Source organism: Paenibacillus sp. 23TSA30-6 (assembly GCF_014858585.1).
Taxonomy (GTDB): domain Bacteria; phylum Bacillota; class Bacilli; order Paenibacillales; family Paenibacillaceae; genus Paenibacillus.
The window spans coordinates 58,368-74,095 of sequence record NZ_SLTL01000005.1; the positions used below are offsets into that span (position 1 = coordinate 58,368).

Sequence of the window (15,728 nt, forward strand, 5' to 3'; positions counted from 1 at the left end):
ATGAGAAGTATGCCCAGTTCACATATCGCTCACAATTGGAGGGCAACTATCGTAAGAAGGAATGAATGTCAAATCGTTTTGCCAACTTATTAAAAGCATCTTTAACCAAGCAGTATAGCGAAGAACCGATCTTACTTTACCTCCTTTCAGTAACACTGTAAAATGCACAGTATGCATATTTATGTCTTATACCCACCCAAAGGAGAGTGTAACTTATGAGTGAAAGCTGTGTTCCTACTGGTGTGATGCTAAAAGATACTGGGTTCGGATATACGTTGTCCTTAATAGGCGGTAAATATAAAATGATCATTTTGTATTGTCTATCTGAAAATAGGGTTATGCGGCATAATGAGCTGAAGCGAAGGATCGGTACCATTTCTTTTAAAACGCTAAGCATCATGTTGAAAGAACTGGAGGCAGATGGCCTGATCATACGCAAAGAATTTCCCCAAGTCCCTCCAAAAGTTGAATATTCATTATCTGAACGCGGTCTTTCTCTCATTCCATTGTTAAATATGATGTGCGAGTGGGGAGAGAATAACAGTTCGCCAGCTCTGGAGGCTATACAGCGGTAGGCATATCTATTTAGTCTAATTCAAAAAGAAGTATCTCCTAAACAAGGAAATACTTCTTTTTTGTAGCTTTAATAAAGCTACCTATTACAGGTTGTCCACAAAATTCAAATAATCTTTCGCGCTATTTTCCAAATGGGGTGTAACCAGCTCATTTTCTTTGCCAGGCTCATTTTCACCAGGTTCGCTTTCTATACCATAAAACGCAAAAAACGAACGATAATCCGCATTGCAGTATAGCAATGTAGTTTCAAAAGGAGATAATAAATGTTCAAGCGTATAGCGGTATCTTCCCTCTTCGCTGTAATCTTCTTTTTTGATTCCGGCAGATACAGCCAAGCCGACTTTACGATTCTTTAATTTATCCCCTCCATTTGAACCATATGCCCAACCATAAGCAAAAACATCGTCAAGCCACTTTTTAAGAAGTGGCGGACAATTAAACCAATAGACCGGGAACTGTAAAACAAGATTACGATGTGATTCAATTAATTGCTGTTCTTTTTCCACATCAATGTTGCCGTCAGGGTAAATGTTATACAATTCGTGTACAGTATACTTTTCAGGATATTTTTTGAGTTCTTCTACCCATCGCTTATTAATCACGGAATTTTCTATGTTTGGGTGCGATACGATAATGAGAGTTTTCAATGATTTGCCCTCCTTGAATATGATTTACTTCTAGAGTATAGAGTACGCACTGCAAATAAGTAAGTATGCACTTTTAGTACAGGTACTTACATAAAGGTTAGTGTTATTTCCACCCTCCGCATTACCACTATTTGTGATACGGTTTGCCGTATATTATTTTCTTCTCAGGGTGAGAATATATAGTCAAACTTTAAAAAAAATAAAAAAAATCATTTTCTTAAGCCCGAATTTCGATTAAAATATAAGTATTGTTCATACTTATGAATCGGAGCGGTGGATATGGATCAATTCAAATTTAAATCCGAACACAACAAAATGATTGTTGATGCTATCGTAGATGGATATCGCGACTATATTGAGCATCGTAAAGATCGAAAAGCAAAAATGAAGATCAGCTCAGCTTTTGCCTGGACCAAGGGTAATTTTATCGAAAGCAAGATCGCAGAAGAGTGCGTTGATCACGGTTTTACATATAAGAAATCGAAGGCTGGATTAACGTGGGACTATCTCCAATTCATCCATGGCGACTCCAAAATTCTCTTTCTTATTAAGAACGCCGCTTATTTCAATGAGAATTGCTTTTCACAAGCGAAGCTACCTAGCAATTATGGTAGGAAAGGTCCACGTCGTACTTATCTTCATGAACTTTCAAAAATTAACAAAGATTTGATGTTTTCCCCTACTCAGCAATCCTCGAAAACAGGGGAAGAACCTGAACAACTTTCTTTTCTCATTTTAGAGAGTCAGGTAAAAGATGAGCTTGAAAGCTTCAAATCGTCCTATAATGAGTTCCATATACTCACATATGAACTCGATGAGGCCTATCAGATATCTGAAATAATGCATTATTTGCCTAATCCAAATAATAACATTGCTTATCTGATAGAAGATCTCTCAAATTTTATCTCTGGAGCTGATTTAACGGAAGAGGATCGCGAAGTAGTTGCACCAGAAATGAATGAAGATATTATGGACCCAGCAGCATTCGATATCGGGATCTTGGAAGAAGAGCAGCACAACTAGACAAGCAAGATTGTGTTAGTCAAATAAGGAGGGAGCAGCATGTTCATTGGTGAAAATTTGACCAATCTACGGATCATGCATGGACATTCGAGAAAACAGCTCTCCGAAATGTTAGGTGTTACGGAACAAGCAGTCTGGCAGTACGAGAACGCGTATACATCTCCTAAAATGCAAATCGTGAACGAGTTAAAGCGGATTTTCAACGTGAAAAGTAAATACTTTTATACTACAGACATGCTTGCTCGGAACATCACACCTGCCAACGTAAACGTAATGAATATCGCTTATCGTTCAAAAGTTTTGAACGTCATCTCGAAGACGCAGGCAGAAGCGAAGCATGTTGAATATTTAGATGCTTTTATTAACTATATCACGGCCAAAGTTAGCCTTCCTACCTTGAAGATTATCAGGTTAAGGGACGAAGTTATCGAATATCTAAACCATTCAGATGACGATAGATCGACTCAAATCAATAAAGTCGCTCATTTGGCACGAAAAAGACTTGATCTAGCGCAAGGTACAAACGAGGACCTTATGTTTCTGGTGGAAAAAAGTGGAGTATTCGTGTTTGAGAAGGCAATTGGTGAAGACATTGATGCTTACAGCCTCTGGACTCGCAACGATCGACCTTATATCATATTAGGGAATATGAAACGATCAGCCGTTCGGAGGAACTTCGATATAGCACATGAATTGGGCCATTTACTGCTTCATTATCGCCTTGAGTTTACTAATTTAAATCGAAAAGAACACAAAATTATTGAGAATGAAGCGAATATGTTTGCTGGGGCATTCTTATTACCAAAAGACGAATTCGCATTTGATATGGAAAATGTTGTCCATATCACAAATCCAGACAATTACTTGGATTTGAAGAAGAAATGGAAGACTTCGCTGCAAGTGTTGGGATACAGGGCAGCTCATTTGGGAAATCTTGAACCAAAAGATCATCGGAACTTCTATGCTGCTTTACATCGAAAAGGTTATTTGAAAATTGAACCGCTCGATGAACTAATTCCGATTCAAAAACCAATGAAGATTAAAACCATTATCGACCTTGTTTCTAAAAGGGGACTCGTGGACATTCGTCAAATGGTCGAGAACGATTGGAAAACTGAAATATCCTTCTTTTATCATATGACAGGAATTGATTCTGACTTTTTTAATAAGTATTTGACGAGAAGCATGGATTCCGGCCTACAAAATGTCACGAATATATCCAAACGTCTCTCTGATGAAAATAAGTAAGTATGACTATGGTTTTTTACCGCTCACCGTTACCAAAGTCATATCTCCCAGCCATCCTGATTCTGTATAATCTCAAGGGAATTCAAGACACAAGCCTGAGATCGGGAGGGTCATGGAAGTGACTACAGAGAATAAATATAAATCGCTTGAACTGGAAAAGCCGGGTATCTACGAGTTGGAGGGGCTGGAAGTTGGTGTCACCTCCAATTGTAATTTCAAATGCGATTATTGCTGCGCATACCAGCGTAATGATGGACAATGCATCAGCAGTAAAGAAGTGATACGCATCATCGATGAAATTCCCACCTTAAAGCGCGTGCGGCTGTCCGGGGGAGAGGTGACCTTGAAGTATCAGGATTGTCTGGACATTGTGGCTCACTGTTCGAGCAAGGGAATCGCTACCCAGCTCAACACTAATGCCAGCTTGCTCAGTCCTGAACGGATTGAGAGGTTGCGTGACGCGGGACTTTCCAACATCCATATCTCCTTCAACTTCACGGACCCCGAAAAATATGCGGCATATTATCATGTTCATCCTCGCATGTATGAGACAATCGCCCAGAATATTCGGTTATGTACCGAAGCCAAGCTGGAAACGGTGCTGGAGACTTTGTTATTTGCCGAGACGCAGAACAACATGCCGGCAATCAGCGAGAAAGTATATGAACTCGGTGTACGCATTCATGAAATCCAAAATAGCATCGTGATGGATCATACCAACTGGAACGCTATCTCCACCAAGGAAGCACTCGTCCGTTCCGTTCACGACTTGATCGCACATAAAAAGGAAGACACCGTGCTGTATTTCACTTGTATGGATCGCTTTGCAGAAGCTTTAGGCTTCAAGGAGCAGCCGGGTGTTTACTTTTCAAACTGCGTGGATGGTAAAAAGCAGCTTCATCTTCACGGGAATGGTGATATTCTGATCTGTGAACTGTGCCACCCCGTGGTCATCGGCAACATTTACGACGGAACCTCTCTAAAAGACATTTACACCCATAAACCCAAGCCGCTTCAGGATTTTCTCGACAAACTGCCTTGTCCTGCATACGATGCGCTTTTTCCAATAGGGATCTGAGAGAGGAAAGATGTAAATAACGGAGTGGTTGCCCTTAAAAGCGGCTATTGCTAAATAGCAGGGATGTTACAGCATTCTTGCTATTTTTTATTATATATTTGATCACAATTCCATCAGCATTTACAATGCGGAAAAGTGAAATGAGGCAACTACCTGATTTCTACTTCATATATTTTTGTGAAAGGGTTTACATGCTAGAATATAAGAAGGCTATCCTCTTACGAAAGAAGGAACAGATATGAAATATAGAAATGTAGGCAACAGTGGTCTTAAAATCAGTGAAATCGGTTTGGGCAGTTGGTTGACGTACGGGACAACCTTTACCGACGGGCAGCCGCGGGGCTGATGCCTCCGTCAATAATGTCATCAGCAGTTACATGAACGATACCGTTCTAAACTGTGTCCAGGAGCTGGATAAGCTGGCGAAGGATTTGGGTGTCACCCTGTCACAGCTCGCGCTTGCCTGGATTCTGAGAGAACCGGGTATCAGCGCTGCACTCATTGGGGCCACTAAACCGACACAAATCGAAGAAAATGTGAAAGCAGTCGAGGTGATGCTTCAACCGGAGACATGCGCGGAAATTGAGCGGATTCTGAAGCAAGTAGAAGGATTTGAGCCTTTGCGTTAAGCATGTATACTGTTCTTGAAAAGGGAATATTCCCACGGATAAAGCCTCACGCTTCTCTGTCACAGACATGAAGTGCGGGGTTCTTTTAACTTGCTCCTAGCATGGCATAAATACCTGAAATCTCACTTAATAAAATGCCGCTGATCACAAAAATGGATTGTTTCTTACTGAGATCAACCCGATCGAAAACAATAGGTAACAACCATTTTATACTTATGAAGAACCATGCGGCCTCCAACAAACCTATGATTAATACTTTTCTCCCCCAGTAAAACTGCATTTCTGATGTGAGCGGACCGGAAAAACTCAAGACACTTGAAGTACGGATATTCCAGGAAATGATGACTACAAATATAAGAAGAATCAACAGGGTCAAAAAAATATAGATGATATCTTTAACAGCCTCTTTTGTGAGCTTTGGCGATTTTTTAAACTCAGGTAAACCAATCAGGAAAAAAACGATTCCCATGAAAATTGCCACGCCTACAGAGGAACCAAGTATAATATTGGCTACGATGCTGATGCCATTGATGAGTAATAATAAAATAAGCTCTCCCCCTTTGGGGTAACGATGATAGTCATTTTATTGTACACGCAGGAATAAAAATGCTCAATCATTTGGAAAAAGCCCCAGTACTTTCGCCTGGAGCTTTTGACCGATTATAATGCTGCTTTAATGACTTTTTTATAATACAGGATGGATAGTATCCCGAAAATGGAATATAAGGCGGTGTATAGTACCATAACGATGATCATAGGCATCCAAATTTCTGTTCCAAACAAGAACCAGCCGGATTGGACGGCGAAATAGCTGTGTGATAGGCCGATTACTAATGGAATGCCGAAGTTAAAGATTTGTTTTATTTTGATGCCTCTAAGCAGGTCCCCTTGTGTGAACCCTAACTTTCTCAACACCGTATAATTGGCTTTTTCGTCTTCGCTCTCATCCATTTGCTTAAAGTAAAGGATACAGCCTGATGTAATGAGAAAGGTGAGTCCTAAAAATCCAACTACAAACATGATCACTCCCATGTTCCGCTTCTGATTGCTGCTCATTTCAAGGCGTGATGTTTGTTGATCATTAAAATTGGCAGCTGTAAAGAGACGATCGGCTTCTTTGATCTGTTCTTCATTCATCATATCAATTCCAATATATAAGGATGATTTCTTTTGAATCTCAGGATTTACATCTTTCTTTAACCGCTCAAATATGGTTTCGTCTACAATGGCAGTGGGTAGTCCCCCGGCTGTAAAATAGTAGGGAATAACATATTCCTTTTTTAGACCCAAATATTGTTGATGTATGACTTCCTTTTTCCCCTTCAAATCCAATGGGCCAAAGCTTTTCAAGGACATAAATTTCTGTAACAGATCATTATAGCCCGTTAAAATCGCTTGACCTGGAGATACATCCGTACCCTCCACAGATTGATCGCTTATGACAGGCAGCGTCATGGAATTCGCACCGATATTTAATCCTTCCAGAGGAGTCTCCATGATTTGCGCTGTGTCCACACTGACTTGAATGACTTCAATTTTCTTTTCGCGATACTTGATATCATGCTCAAGCAGTATCTTTTTGAACTTCTCCGCATCCGATATATTCGTCATTGAAAAATGGGAAGGCACATTGTTCTCAGCTGCTTTATCCGCAGAATAATAGGCGATATAGCTTAAGGAGAGTAAACCGATGGCAAGTGCCGATACCGTTGTAATAATGGTCAACAACAAAGCATTGGATTTCATACGGAACATAATGGATGAGAGAGACAGCACCTCATTAATGTTCAAATACCCGCCTTTACTTTTTCTGATGATATTTGAAATAAAGCGGATAGATCCTTTATAAAAAAGTAGTGTTCCGATGATGACAGAGCCCAAAATAAACACCATAGCCATAAATAATTCATTCATGGATGTAAAGTCTCCACCAAATAATTTGGAAGAAACATAGTATCCTACAGCGATAGATGAAACTCCAATGATCCCGATGATCATCTCATAGATAGATATTTTCTTGATTTTCCCTTCGGTGGTTGAGGTCACTCTGAACAAAGACAAAATACTCTGTCTTTTGATAAAGGAATAATTCATGAGCATGATCAACAGATAGATGATACCAAAAACGATGAGTGTTTGAGTCAGTGCTTGGTTAGAGAGATATAGAGTGGCAATGGCTTCGACGCCCGTCGTCTTAAATAAAATCATGATCACTAATTTGGAAAAGGAAAATCCAACCCCAATTCCAATGAATAGTGAACTGAAGTATAGAATTAAGTTTTCAGCACTTAGGATGCGAAAAATTTTGTTTTTAGTCATTCCGATCAATTGAAATAGGCCAATTTCTTTGCTGCGTCTTTTTATGAATATATTATTAGCATACAAAAGGAAGATGCAGACAATAGCGACCAGTAAAACGGATGCTGCCCGTATGGAAGCTGCACCTTTAACAGAACCCTTCACTTCGTCCATGGAGGGATCGTATTGTAATGTGACAAAAGCGAAATAGAGCGCAACACTGAAAATGAGAGCAAAAACATAAAGGTAATAATTTTTTAGGTTTTTTTTCAAATTCTTTAGAATGAGCAGATTAATGTTCATATTGGACCCCGCCTAAGACCCCTTGGGTTCTCATGATATCTTGGAAGAAGCTTTGTCTTTCTTGTTCACCTTTATGAAGCTGTGTATACATTTGTCCATCCTTAATAAAAATGACTCTACTGCAATGGCTGGCAGCGACGGGATCGTGCGTGACCATAATGATGGTTGCCTTGCGCTTCTGGTTTAACTGGCCCAGCTTGTTCAATAAATCGGAGGCTGATTTGGAATCCAGCGCACCCGTAGGTTCATCAGCAAAAATAATACTGGGCTCATGAATAAATGCTCTAGCCGCAGATGTACGCTGTTTTTGTCCGCCCGAAATTTCATTGGGGTACTTATCTTTCAGTTCATAAATTCCCAGTTCTGTAGCTACTTCCTGAAATCTTCGGTTTGCTTCTTTTTTAGGCGTTTTGGTGATGGATAAAGGTAAAAGAATGTTCTCCTTCACGGTTAGCGTATCCAGCAGGTTATACTCTTGAAAAATAAAGCCCAGATGTTTTTTGCGGAATTCAGCCAGTTGCTTCTCCTTCATTTTCGTCATTTCGATATCTTTAATTTTGATGGACCCATGGCTTACCTTATCAATGGAGGAAAGGACATTGAGCAGAGTGGTTTTACCTGAACCGGAGGCTCCCATAATACTGACAAATTCCCCTTCTTCAATATGGATATCAATTCCTTTTAATACCTCTTGAATATTTAGTTTGTTGCCGTAGCTCTTATGAATTTTATTTGCTTCTAAAATATTCACTTCGACGCACTCCTTTTTGTTCTTGTAACTTTATTATAAAAATAGGGAAGCTGCTTTTCCTTTGATTGAGCGAACAATACATAAAAGCATGTGACATCTCTGTCACATGCTCACCATACTCACGAAGTCATTTTGTTTGGGAAAAATTAAAGTAAAGGTTGTACCGGCGTCCGGTTTGGAATGCATATCTATATGTATGAGCAAAGGCGTTGCTGCCTTTTTCGTTAAATATAACCCCATGCCCGTTGAAGTATGATCAGAATGTTGGGTCGTGGATGTAAAACCTTTCTCGAAAATACGGGGTATATCCTTCGGATCAATACCGCGACCAAAGTCTTGGACCTCAAGCCGTATTCGATCATTTTGTTCATAGCTGTGAATGATAATATCACTGGCATCGCTATATTTGATGGCATTGGTTAAGAGCTGCCTAACGATAAAAGCAAGCCATTTGGCATCACTCAGCACTTCCATTTGCTCAAGTTGGATATCAAAACCGATCCCTTTTTGGATGCACCATGATTGTAATGTTTTAATCTCTTTAAAAACCAGAGATTTTAAATTCACTTGCTCGACATACAAATCATTTTCAATACATGATATGCGTTTTTGGTGAAGCTGCTGGTCCAGTAGTAAGTGAATTCGTAACCATTCATAAGTTAGTTGAGCCTTTAGGGGTTTATCGTCCAATCGCTCAATCATCAAATGCATGGCGGTCAAAGGTGTTTTTACCTCATGAATCCAGGATAATAGTTCATCTTTTTCGTGTTCAAGTGTCAATTGATTTTGCGAGATGATTTGTTGTAATCGTTCGGTCTGGTCGGTGATTTTTTGTTCAATGATTTGCTCAAATGGACTCTCCGGTTCGCCTATACCCGTTAATTCGAGAGGGCTTTCCCATTCTTCTAATGTTTTATAGAATTTGGTTTCTTTAGGGTAGCGGATAATTAAAAAAACCAAGAATACCATCATAGATAAGAAGACAATATAAAGGATCGGTATAAACGGGATTGCTGCATCCACATAAGCAATGAGCAGGATAAGGAATTGCTGACATACAAAAAGTAGAATCCAGCTTCGCCTTTCCATAAGATATTTTTTAATCATAGGCATGTGCCTCTTCTGTAGCCATGTAGCCTTGCCCCACCTTCGTTTCAATGAAACGGCCCAAATCCAGCTCATCCAGTTTTTTCCGCAGGCGATTCAAGTTGACGGTCAGGGTATTGTCGCTGACAAAACGTTCATCATCCCAAAGGCTTTTAATTAATTCCTCCCGGGAGACAATTTTGTTTTTTTGCTCAATTAGAAGCTTTAAAATATAAATTTCGTTCTTGGTTAATTCGATGGAGCCAGCCTCATTGGCAACTACATTTTTTTCGTAATCGACCGTGGCTCCACACCATGTTTTCAGGGAGACAGGTTCTGTATTGTAATTGTACACGCGGCGAAGTGTCGCCTGTAATTTTGCAATGAGTACATCAAAATGAAACGGTTTTTGGATAAAATCATCCGCTCCAAGCTGCATCGACATCACCATATCCGTAGGGTGATCACGTGATGATAAGAAGATGATAGGGACGTTAGAGCGGGATCGAATCATTCGACACCAATGAAACCCATCAAATTTCGGTAATTGAATATCAATCACGACCAGATCAGGCTTTATCATTGTGAATTCCTGAATTACCTTACTAAAGTCCTGGATGCCATACACATCATAGGCCCATTGAGTTAATCTATCTTTAACTTCATGAAATAAAGTTTCATCATCTTCAATTAGTAAGATTTTAAACAACGATTTCACCGCACTTTTAACTTTTTTATATAAAGTGTATAGCAAAATTGGTTTGTATGCTATATGTGTAATTCTCCACTTTATACTGCGCTAATCTGCTGTTAATAGTTGAGCCCTATAGTAGGATCTATATCCACAAATATCATATAAACTAAAGGATGGATGCAAGTATGGGGATTCATACGTATTTTCGATCGCTAAACGAGCTGGAAAGAATTATTCGTTGTCCAGGCAAGTTTAAATTTGAAGAACACAGCGTATCTGCTCATTCATGGAAAGTGGTACAGTATGCCAAAACGCTGGCTGATATTGAAGAGCGAAACGGGGTTAGCATTGACTGGAAAAAGCTTTACGAGATCACAAGCAGTCACGATTACGGGGAGATTTTTATTGGAGACATTAAAACGCCTGTTAAGCATTCCTCCAAGGAACTCCGGTTATTAATCCAGCAGGTCGAAGAAGGTATGATTGAGTATTTTATTGAAGAGAATATTCCGGAGGAGTTCAAAGCCATTTTCCGCAAACAGTTACGGGAAGGCAAAGACAATTCAGTAGAAGGTTTGATCCTTGAAGTTGCTGACAAGATGGATCAGGTGTACGAAGCATTTGCCGAACTACAGCGGGGAAATACTGAAAAAGAATTTATAGTCATGTATCGTAATGCGCTTGTGAAAATCAAAAATATCCAATTAAAATGTGTTGATTATTTTTTGGAACATATTTTGCCGGATATGGTTAAGGAAGAAACGCCTTCATCCATTGATATTAAAAAGATTACGGAAGAAGCCTTAGCATTATAAATGAAAATTTCCTTACCGTCCAGAAGCTACAGAAGCGCTTCTGTTCATACATAATGATGTCCATTTCTGCTTGCAATGCAATCACGAAAAAAAGAGCAATAAGGGACAGTGATTGAACTGTTCTTATTGCTCTCTTGGGTTGATGGTGCTATTCGAATTCAACCTTGCCAAGCGATTTTTTGGCCGGTCCTTCGATTACTTCGCCTTGATAGGAATAGCGAGAGCCATGGCACGGGCAATCCCATGTTCTTTCCGCCTCGTTCCACTCGACTTCGCAGCCCATATGGGTGCAAGTTGTGTCCACTAGGTGCAATGCTCCTTGTAGATCTCGGTAAGCGCCCGCCCTTTTGCTATTTACCTGGATGACCGCTCCTTCGTCATGCTGTAGTTCCTCGGCTTTTTTGTGAATCATTTCCAACTTCCCAGCAATCAAGTGTTTAGCCACATTTGCATTTTGTGTCACGAATGTTTTAATGTCGGGGTCCATATGAAACCTTGAGGGGGAGAAAAGATCCTGGTACGGGCTTTCCTTTCTGGTAATCAGATTCGTATTTAATAAAGCTGCCGCCACACTTGTGGTCATCCCCCATTTTCTATAACCCGTAGCAACCAGGATGTTAGGGATGGTGGATAGCTCCTGCCCGATATAGGGGAGCTTGTCTAGCGTATACAAGTCTTGAGCTGACCAGCGATAAGTGATTTCCTTTAATCCAAATGTTTGCTCTGCGAACTTTTCTAAAGCTTCATAGTACTGGAAGGTGCAGATTCCTTGGCCCGTTTTGTGGCCTTCCCCACCGACGATGACCATCGGTTCTCCGTTTACCAGCACCGAGCGAAGCGAACGTTTTGGGGTTTCCGCACTTAGGTACATACCACCCGGGTAGATTCTGTCGGTCTTGACGGCTAGTACATAAGAACGCTCGGCATGCAATCGCGCAAAATAAAGACTGTTTGGATCATTGAATGGAAAATGCGAGGAGGACACGACATGGTTGCAGGTAATTTTATTTCCGTCGTTTGTTTTAATGATGGCAGGGTTTCCTTTTTCCACACCTACAACGGTGGTTTGCTCATAAATTTTCCCGCCCTGACGGATGACTTGATTTGCCAAATACCTTAAGAAAGGAACCGGATTAAACTGGGCCTGGTTTTTCATCATAATAGCTGCTTTAGTTGAAAACGGTAGAGGCGTTTGCTCGACATAACTTCCCGGGATGCCCAATTCTTCGTAGGCTTTATATTCGGCAGCGATTTTCTCCACATACGTATCTGTACATGTATAAACGTAGGCATCTTCTTCTGTAAATTGACAATCGATATTATACTCCTCTACCGTTTGTTTAATGAATTGAAGAGCGTCACGGTTGGCTTCGTAATAGAGCCGGGTTTTTTCCTTGCCAAAATGTGAAAGAAACTCGCTGTAGATCAAGTCATGCTGGGCGGTTATTTTGGCGGTAGTATGGCCCGTTGTTCCATGAAGTATCCGCCCTGCGTCGACGACCGCGACGTTTAGTCCTTTTTTAGAAAGTAAATAAGCAGTGGTAATACCGGTGATCCCCGCACCGACAATGGCAACGTCCACCTGAATATCCCCACTAAGCTTGGGAAAACTGGGGATGTCAGTTGAAGCTAACCAATACGATTCCGGAAATTGCGGAAATTTTGTATGAGATTCATTTTGATCCATTATTACAACCGACCCCTTTGATTACACTTTATGTGTATTATTTCCATTGTAGGCTTCTATATTCACTAAACGACTCTCATTATGATAAATTGGCCTGTACCTTCCAGGCTTTTTTAACGTTGGCTTCCATTCCTGAAAATCAAAAATTCACCTGAATAATTTGATATAGAGCGCGTAACGAGGCAACGCTTGACTTCAAGTTAACTTTAAGTAGTAACATACAGGATGTAACGTGATGGTGATTAGAAAGGCCGATGACATTCTTTTTATAGGAGTGATGGAAATTGAAAAAGAAACAACTGGGTAAAAGTGACCTTCAAGTATCTGCACTGGGTCTGGGCTGCATGGGAATGTCCGAATACTATGGCGAGTTGAATGATCAGGAGTCGATCAAAACGCTTCATCGTGCGTTGGAGCTGGGGATCAACTTCTGGGATACAGCGGATGTCTACGGTGTGGGGAAAAATGAAAAACTGATTAGTCAAGTCCTGCAGAGCCACCGGGATGAGGTGGTATTGGCTACCAAATTCTCCATTATGCGCGGAGAGGATGGGGCATTTCTGGGTGTAAACGGCCGTCCTGAATATGTAAAACAGGCATGTGACCGCAGCTTGCAAAGACTGGGCGTAGATGTCATTGATTTGTACTACCAGCACCGTGTCGATCCGAATGTACCTATCGAGGAAACGGTCGGCGCGATGAGTGACTTGGTTCAGGCGGGAAAAGTCCGCTATTTGGGGCTGTCCGAAGCTTCTCCTGCACTCATTCGGCGTGCTCACAAGGTTCACCCAATCACGGCCCTGCAAACGGAATACTCTTTATGGAGCCGGGAAGCGGAAGATGAGGTTATACCCGCTTGCAAGGAGTTGGGAATAGAATTTGTAGCGTACAGTCCACTGGGACGCGGCTTTTTGAGCGGGCAAATTCAGAAGTTTGATGATTTTGCAGAAGATGATTTCCGTCGCACCGTGCCACGCTTTCAGCCTGAGAATTTCCAGAAAAATCTCGATCTCGTACAGCATATTAAGGACCTCGCTGCTCAAAAAGGAGTCAAGCCTTCTCAACTGGCCTTGGCATGGCTGCTTGCGCAAGAGGGAATTGTACCGATTCCAGGCACCAAGCGGGTTACGTATTTAGAGGAAAATGCGGGGGCAGTCGATATCACTTTATCTACAGATGAAATGGAAAATATTAATGCGATCATTCCCAAAGGAATGGCAGCTGGCCTTCGTTATGCGGCAGAGCGGATGCCGAATTGGCAAGCCGAATAATTCCAGCTTTATAACCCAAAAAGCCGTCCTTATCGCGGATCGGCGCGAAAGGCGGCTTTGCGGGGCTTACATATACAGCTAAGGACGTGGTTTGAAAATACCGAAGGGACGTCCTACAGGCAGGAACGTACGGCCAAAGTGAGCATTCAGAACGGCGGCTCCTGTACCGTACAGCGAGAGAAGACCAATTCCCATTTCAGCATAAGCCGCGATGGTATGGAATACCTCAGGAGCAACACCGAATGCATCGAAGCTAAGACCGAGGAACAGAAAATCAATCAATACAAAGATAAAAAACAGAACCTTATGCGTCTCCATTGCTCCAATGGTCATGAACAGCGTGAAGATGAGATAGCCCGCAAAGGCAAAACCGAGCTGTTTACCGTCTACAGCAGACGCCAGCTCAGGGCCGAATACGCCCATTTTGATCATCCAGCTACTAGCTACGGCTAACCAGAAGAAAGCGTAAGCGCCGAATGCCGTCATGCCAAAGGTGTTATTATGCTTTGCATCCTGAATGCAGGCAAACAGCTGTGCAAAGGCACCAAGGAAGATTGCCCAAGGGATGATGAAGCTCAAGCCTTCAGTGAGACCGAGCTTTTGGGATGAAGCCACAAGCGTTACAATAGCCAAGCCAAACAGACCGATCGCGCTCGGATCGGCCGTTACGATTTTTACGTTAGAATGAGATTCGTTTTGCATGAAAAAATAGAAGCCTCCAATAATGTTCAAGTACGCGTCAATCTGCCGATGCCAGAGTCACACTGACATATTGTAACGGAAACAGAGGAACTAGCATAGTACATAATTCTGCTACCGATTGCGATTTCCTGTATTGACGTTATTACTTCCCCCCTCAATACTGATCGATTTGCCCGAAGTATCTGTGATGTTATCTTTAATTTCATTGGAGCTGGAATCAGTGACACGTATTCCTATGTTGGAGAAGCCAGAGTGCGTAGTCATCTCGTTACCGATCACCTTATTGTTGTTTACACTGGAAAGGCGAATGATTGCGTCAGGATTAAGCGAAGAATTGGTTTGAATAAATTCATTGTCTGTGAAGGTATTGCCATCCGATTGGACTAGCAGACCTTGCAGGGATGCATTTTTTACCGTATTCCCGTATACGTTGTTACCTGTCGCTCCAGTCAGTACAAAGATTCCCCGAGGATAATTTTCAATTACATTATTGGTTACGGTATTGTTGGCACCGTCGTTAGGGATGCGAATGCCAGCATATCCGTCAGATTGATGGGTTTTATTAATGATTTGATTTCCAGTGACCGTCGTGTACGTTGCGCGTGACAGATTGATCCCACTGCCTCCACCCGAGTTGGTAATCTGGTTATTCGTAATTTGACGTTACGGAACTCACCTGCCGGATAGCTTTCATGTCCGGTAGCGATAGCATGTCCGTTATTCCGGTCAAATCGGCTATTGGTAATCTCTGAATCTCTGGTTCTGCGAAGCAACGCTCCGATGGTCGTGTCACGAATCTCCACTCGATCCAGGGTGAAGTGCGATACGGCCACATCTATAATAATACCGCCTACCTGACTTTCGCCGCTTGCTTCACGGTCCGTACGGTCTGCATCAATTGTAAGATTGGATAATTTCAC

Annotated in this window: 17 protein-coding genes; 7 read left to right on the forward strand and 10 right to left on the reverse strand. The window is 41.5% G+C overall.

Annotated features, from left to right (window positions below; translation table 11 throughout):
* Window positions 1–215 precede the first annotated feature (215 nt).
* Window positions 216–575, forward strand: a complete 360-nt coding sequence (locus tag E0698_RS06140) for a winged helix-turn-helix transcriptional regulator (RefSeq protein WP_134911845.1) — start codon at window positions 216–218, stop codon at window positions 573–575.
* A gap of 84 nt (window positions 576–659) precedes the next feature.
* Here E0698_RS06140 and E0698_RS06145 read toward each other — a convergent pair whose 3' ends face one another.
* Entirely contained in the window at window positions 660–1,223 is a 564-nt protein-coding gene (locus tag E0698_RS06145; protein WP_149094374.1) for an NAD(P)H-dependent oxidoreductase, read from the reverse strand.
* A 279-nt stretch (window positions 1,224–1,502) separates the two neighbouring features.
* Here E0698_RS06145 and E0698_RS06150 point away from each other — a divergent pair, with 279 nt between their 5' ends.
* The 4 genes from E0698_RS06150 (at window position 1,503) to E0698_RS06165 (ending at window position 5,201) form a co-directional block, all read left to right on the forward strand.
* Window positions 1,503–2,246 (forward strand): spr1630 family ClpXP-sensitive toxin, encoded by a 744-nt coding sequence (locus E0698_RS06150; protein ID WP_149094373.1) that lies wholly within the window; start codon window positions 1,503–1,505, stop codon window positions 2,244–2,246.
* A gap of 39 nt (window positions 2,247–2,285) precedes the next feature.
* A complete protein-coding gene (locus E0698_RS06155; RefSeq protein ID WP_149094372.1) occupies window positions 2,286–3,494 on the forward strand; it encodes a spr1629 family repressor/antitoxin in 1,209 nt (402 codons plus the stop codon).
* A gap of 118 nt (window positions 3,495–3,612) precedes the next feature.
* On the forward strand, window positions 3,613–4,572 hold the full coding sequence (locus tag E0698_RS06160) for a radical SAM protein (protein WP_149094371.1): 960 nt from the start codon (window positions 3,613–3,615) through the stop codon (window positions 4,570–4,572).
* A gap of 377 nt (window positions 4,573–4,949) precedes the next feature.
* A complete protein-coding gene (locus E0698_RS06165) occupies window positions 4,950–5,201 on the forward strand; it encodes an aldo/keto reductase (protein ID WP_238353880.1) in 252 nt (83 codons plus the stop codon).
* A gap of 85 nt (window positions 5,202–5,286) precedes the next feature.
* Here E0698_RS06165 and E0698_RS06170 read toward each other — a convergent pair whose 3' ends face one another.
* From E0698_RS06170 to E0698_RS06190, 5 genes are all read right to left on the reverse strand, one after another.
* Complete coding sequence (locus E0698_RS06170; RefSeq protein WP_134911849.1) at window positions 5,287–5,682, reverse strand: hypothetical protein; 396 nt, start codon at window positions 5,680–5,682, stop codon at window positions 5,287–5,289.
* 179 nt (window positions 5,683–5,861) lie between these two features.
* A complete protein-coding gene (locus tag E0698_RS06175) occupies window positions 5,862–7,802 on the reverse strand; it encodes an ABC transporter permease (protein WP_192510953.1) in 1,941 nt (646 codons plus the stop codon).
* Window positions 7,792–8,553 carry an ABC transporter ATP-binding protein gene (locus E0698_RS06180; RefSeq protein ID WP_149094368.1) on the reverse strand — a complete coding sequence of 254 codons (762 nt, stop codon included), beginning with the start codon at window positions 8,551–8,553 and terminating at the stop codon, window positions 7,792–7,794. Before E0698_RS06180 ends, E0698_RS06175 begins: the two co-directional genes overlap by 11 nt.
* A 102-nt stretch (window positions 8,554–8,655) precedes the next feature.
* Complete coding sequence (locus tag E0698_RS06185; protein ID WP_192510954.1) at window positions 8,656–9,660, reverse strand: sensor histidine kinase; 1,005 nt, start codon at window positions 9,658–9,660, stop codon at window positions 8,656–8,658.
* Window positions 9,653–10,348 (reverse strand): response regulator transcription factor, encoded by a 696-nt coding sequence (locus E0698_RS06190; RefSeq protein WP_134914533.1) that lies wholly within the window; start codon window positions 10,346–10,348, stop codon window positions 9,653–9,655. The genes E0698_RS06185 and E0698_RS06190 overlap by 8 nt, the downstream gene beginning before the upstream one ends.
* 170 nt (window positions 10,349–10,518) lie before the next feature.
* Between E0698_RS06190 and E0698_RS06195 the strand changes: the two genes are divergently transcribed.
* Complete coding sequence (locus E0698_RS06195; protein WP_044646380.1) at window positions 10,519–11,148, forward strand: YfbR-like 5'-deoxynucleotidase; 630 nt, start codon at window positions 10,519–10,521, stop codon at window positions 11,146–11,148.
* Between the two features lie 148 nt (window positions 11,149–11,296).
* Here the strand turns inward: E0698_RS06195 and E0698_RS06200 are convergent, their stop codons facing one another.
* Window positions 11,297–12,835: an FAD-dependent oxidoreductase gene (locus E0698_RS06200; protein ID WP_192510955.1), complete on the reverse strand. Its 1,539-nt coding sequence runs from the start codon at window positions 12,833–12,835 to the stop codon at window positions 11,297–11,299.
* A 284-nt stretch (window positions 12,836–13,119) separates the two neighbouring features.
* Between E0698_RS06200 and E0698_RS06205 the strand changes: the two genes are divergently transcribed.
* Window positions 13,120–14,106 (forward strand): aldo/keto reductase, encoded by a 987-nt coding sequence (locus E0698_RS06205; RefSeq protein ID WP_192510956.1) that lies wholly within the window; start codon window positions 13,120–13,122, stop codon window positions 14,104–14,106.
* A 78-nt stretch (window positions 14,107–14,184) separates the two neighbouring features.
* On the opposite strand, the gene E0698_RS06210 is transcribed toward E0698_RS06205, so the two are convergent.
* The 3 genes from E0698_RS06210 to E0698_RS26650 form a co-directional block, all read right to left on the reverse strand.
* Window positions 14,185–14,808, reverse strand: a complete 624-nt coding sequence (locus tag E0698_RS06210; RefSeq protein ID WP_134911856.1) for an acetate uptake transporter — start codon at window positions 14,806–14,808, stop codon at window positions 14,185–14,187.
* Between the two features lie 111 nt (window positions 14,809–14,919).
* Window positions 14,920–15,417: a right-handed parallel beta-helix repeat-containing protein gene (locus E0698_RS26645; protein WP_238353892.1), complete on the reverse strand. Its 498-nt coding sequence runs from the start codon at window positions 15,415–15,417 to the stop codon at window positions 14,920–14,922.
* Complete coding sequence (locus E0698_RS26650; protein WP_238353881.1) at window positions 15,303–15,728, reverse strand: hypothetical protein; 426 nt, start codon at window positions 15,726–15,728, stop codon at window positions 15,303–15,305. The genes E0698_RS26645 and E0698_RS26650 overlap by 115 nt, the downstream gene beginning before the upstream one ends.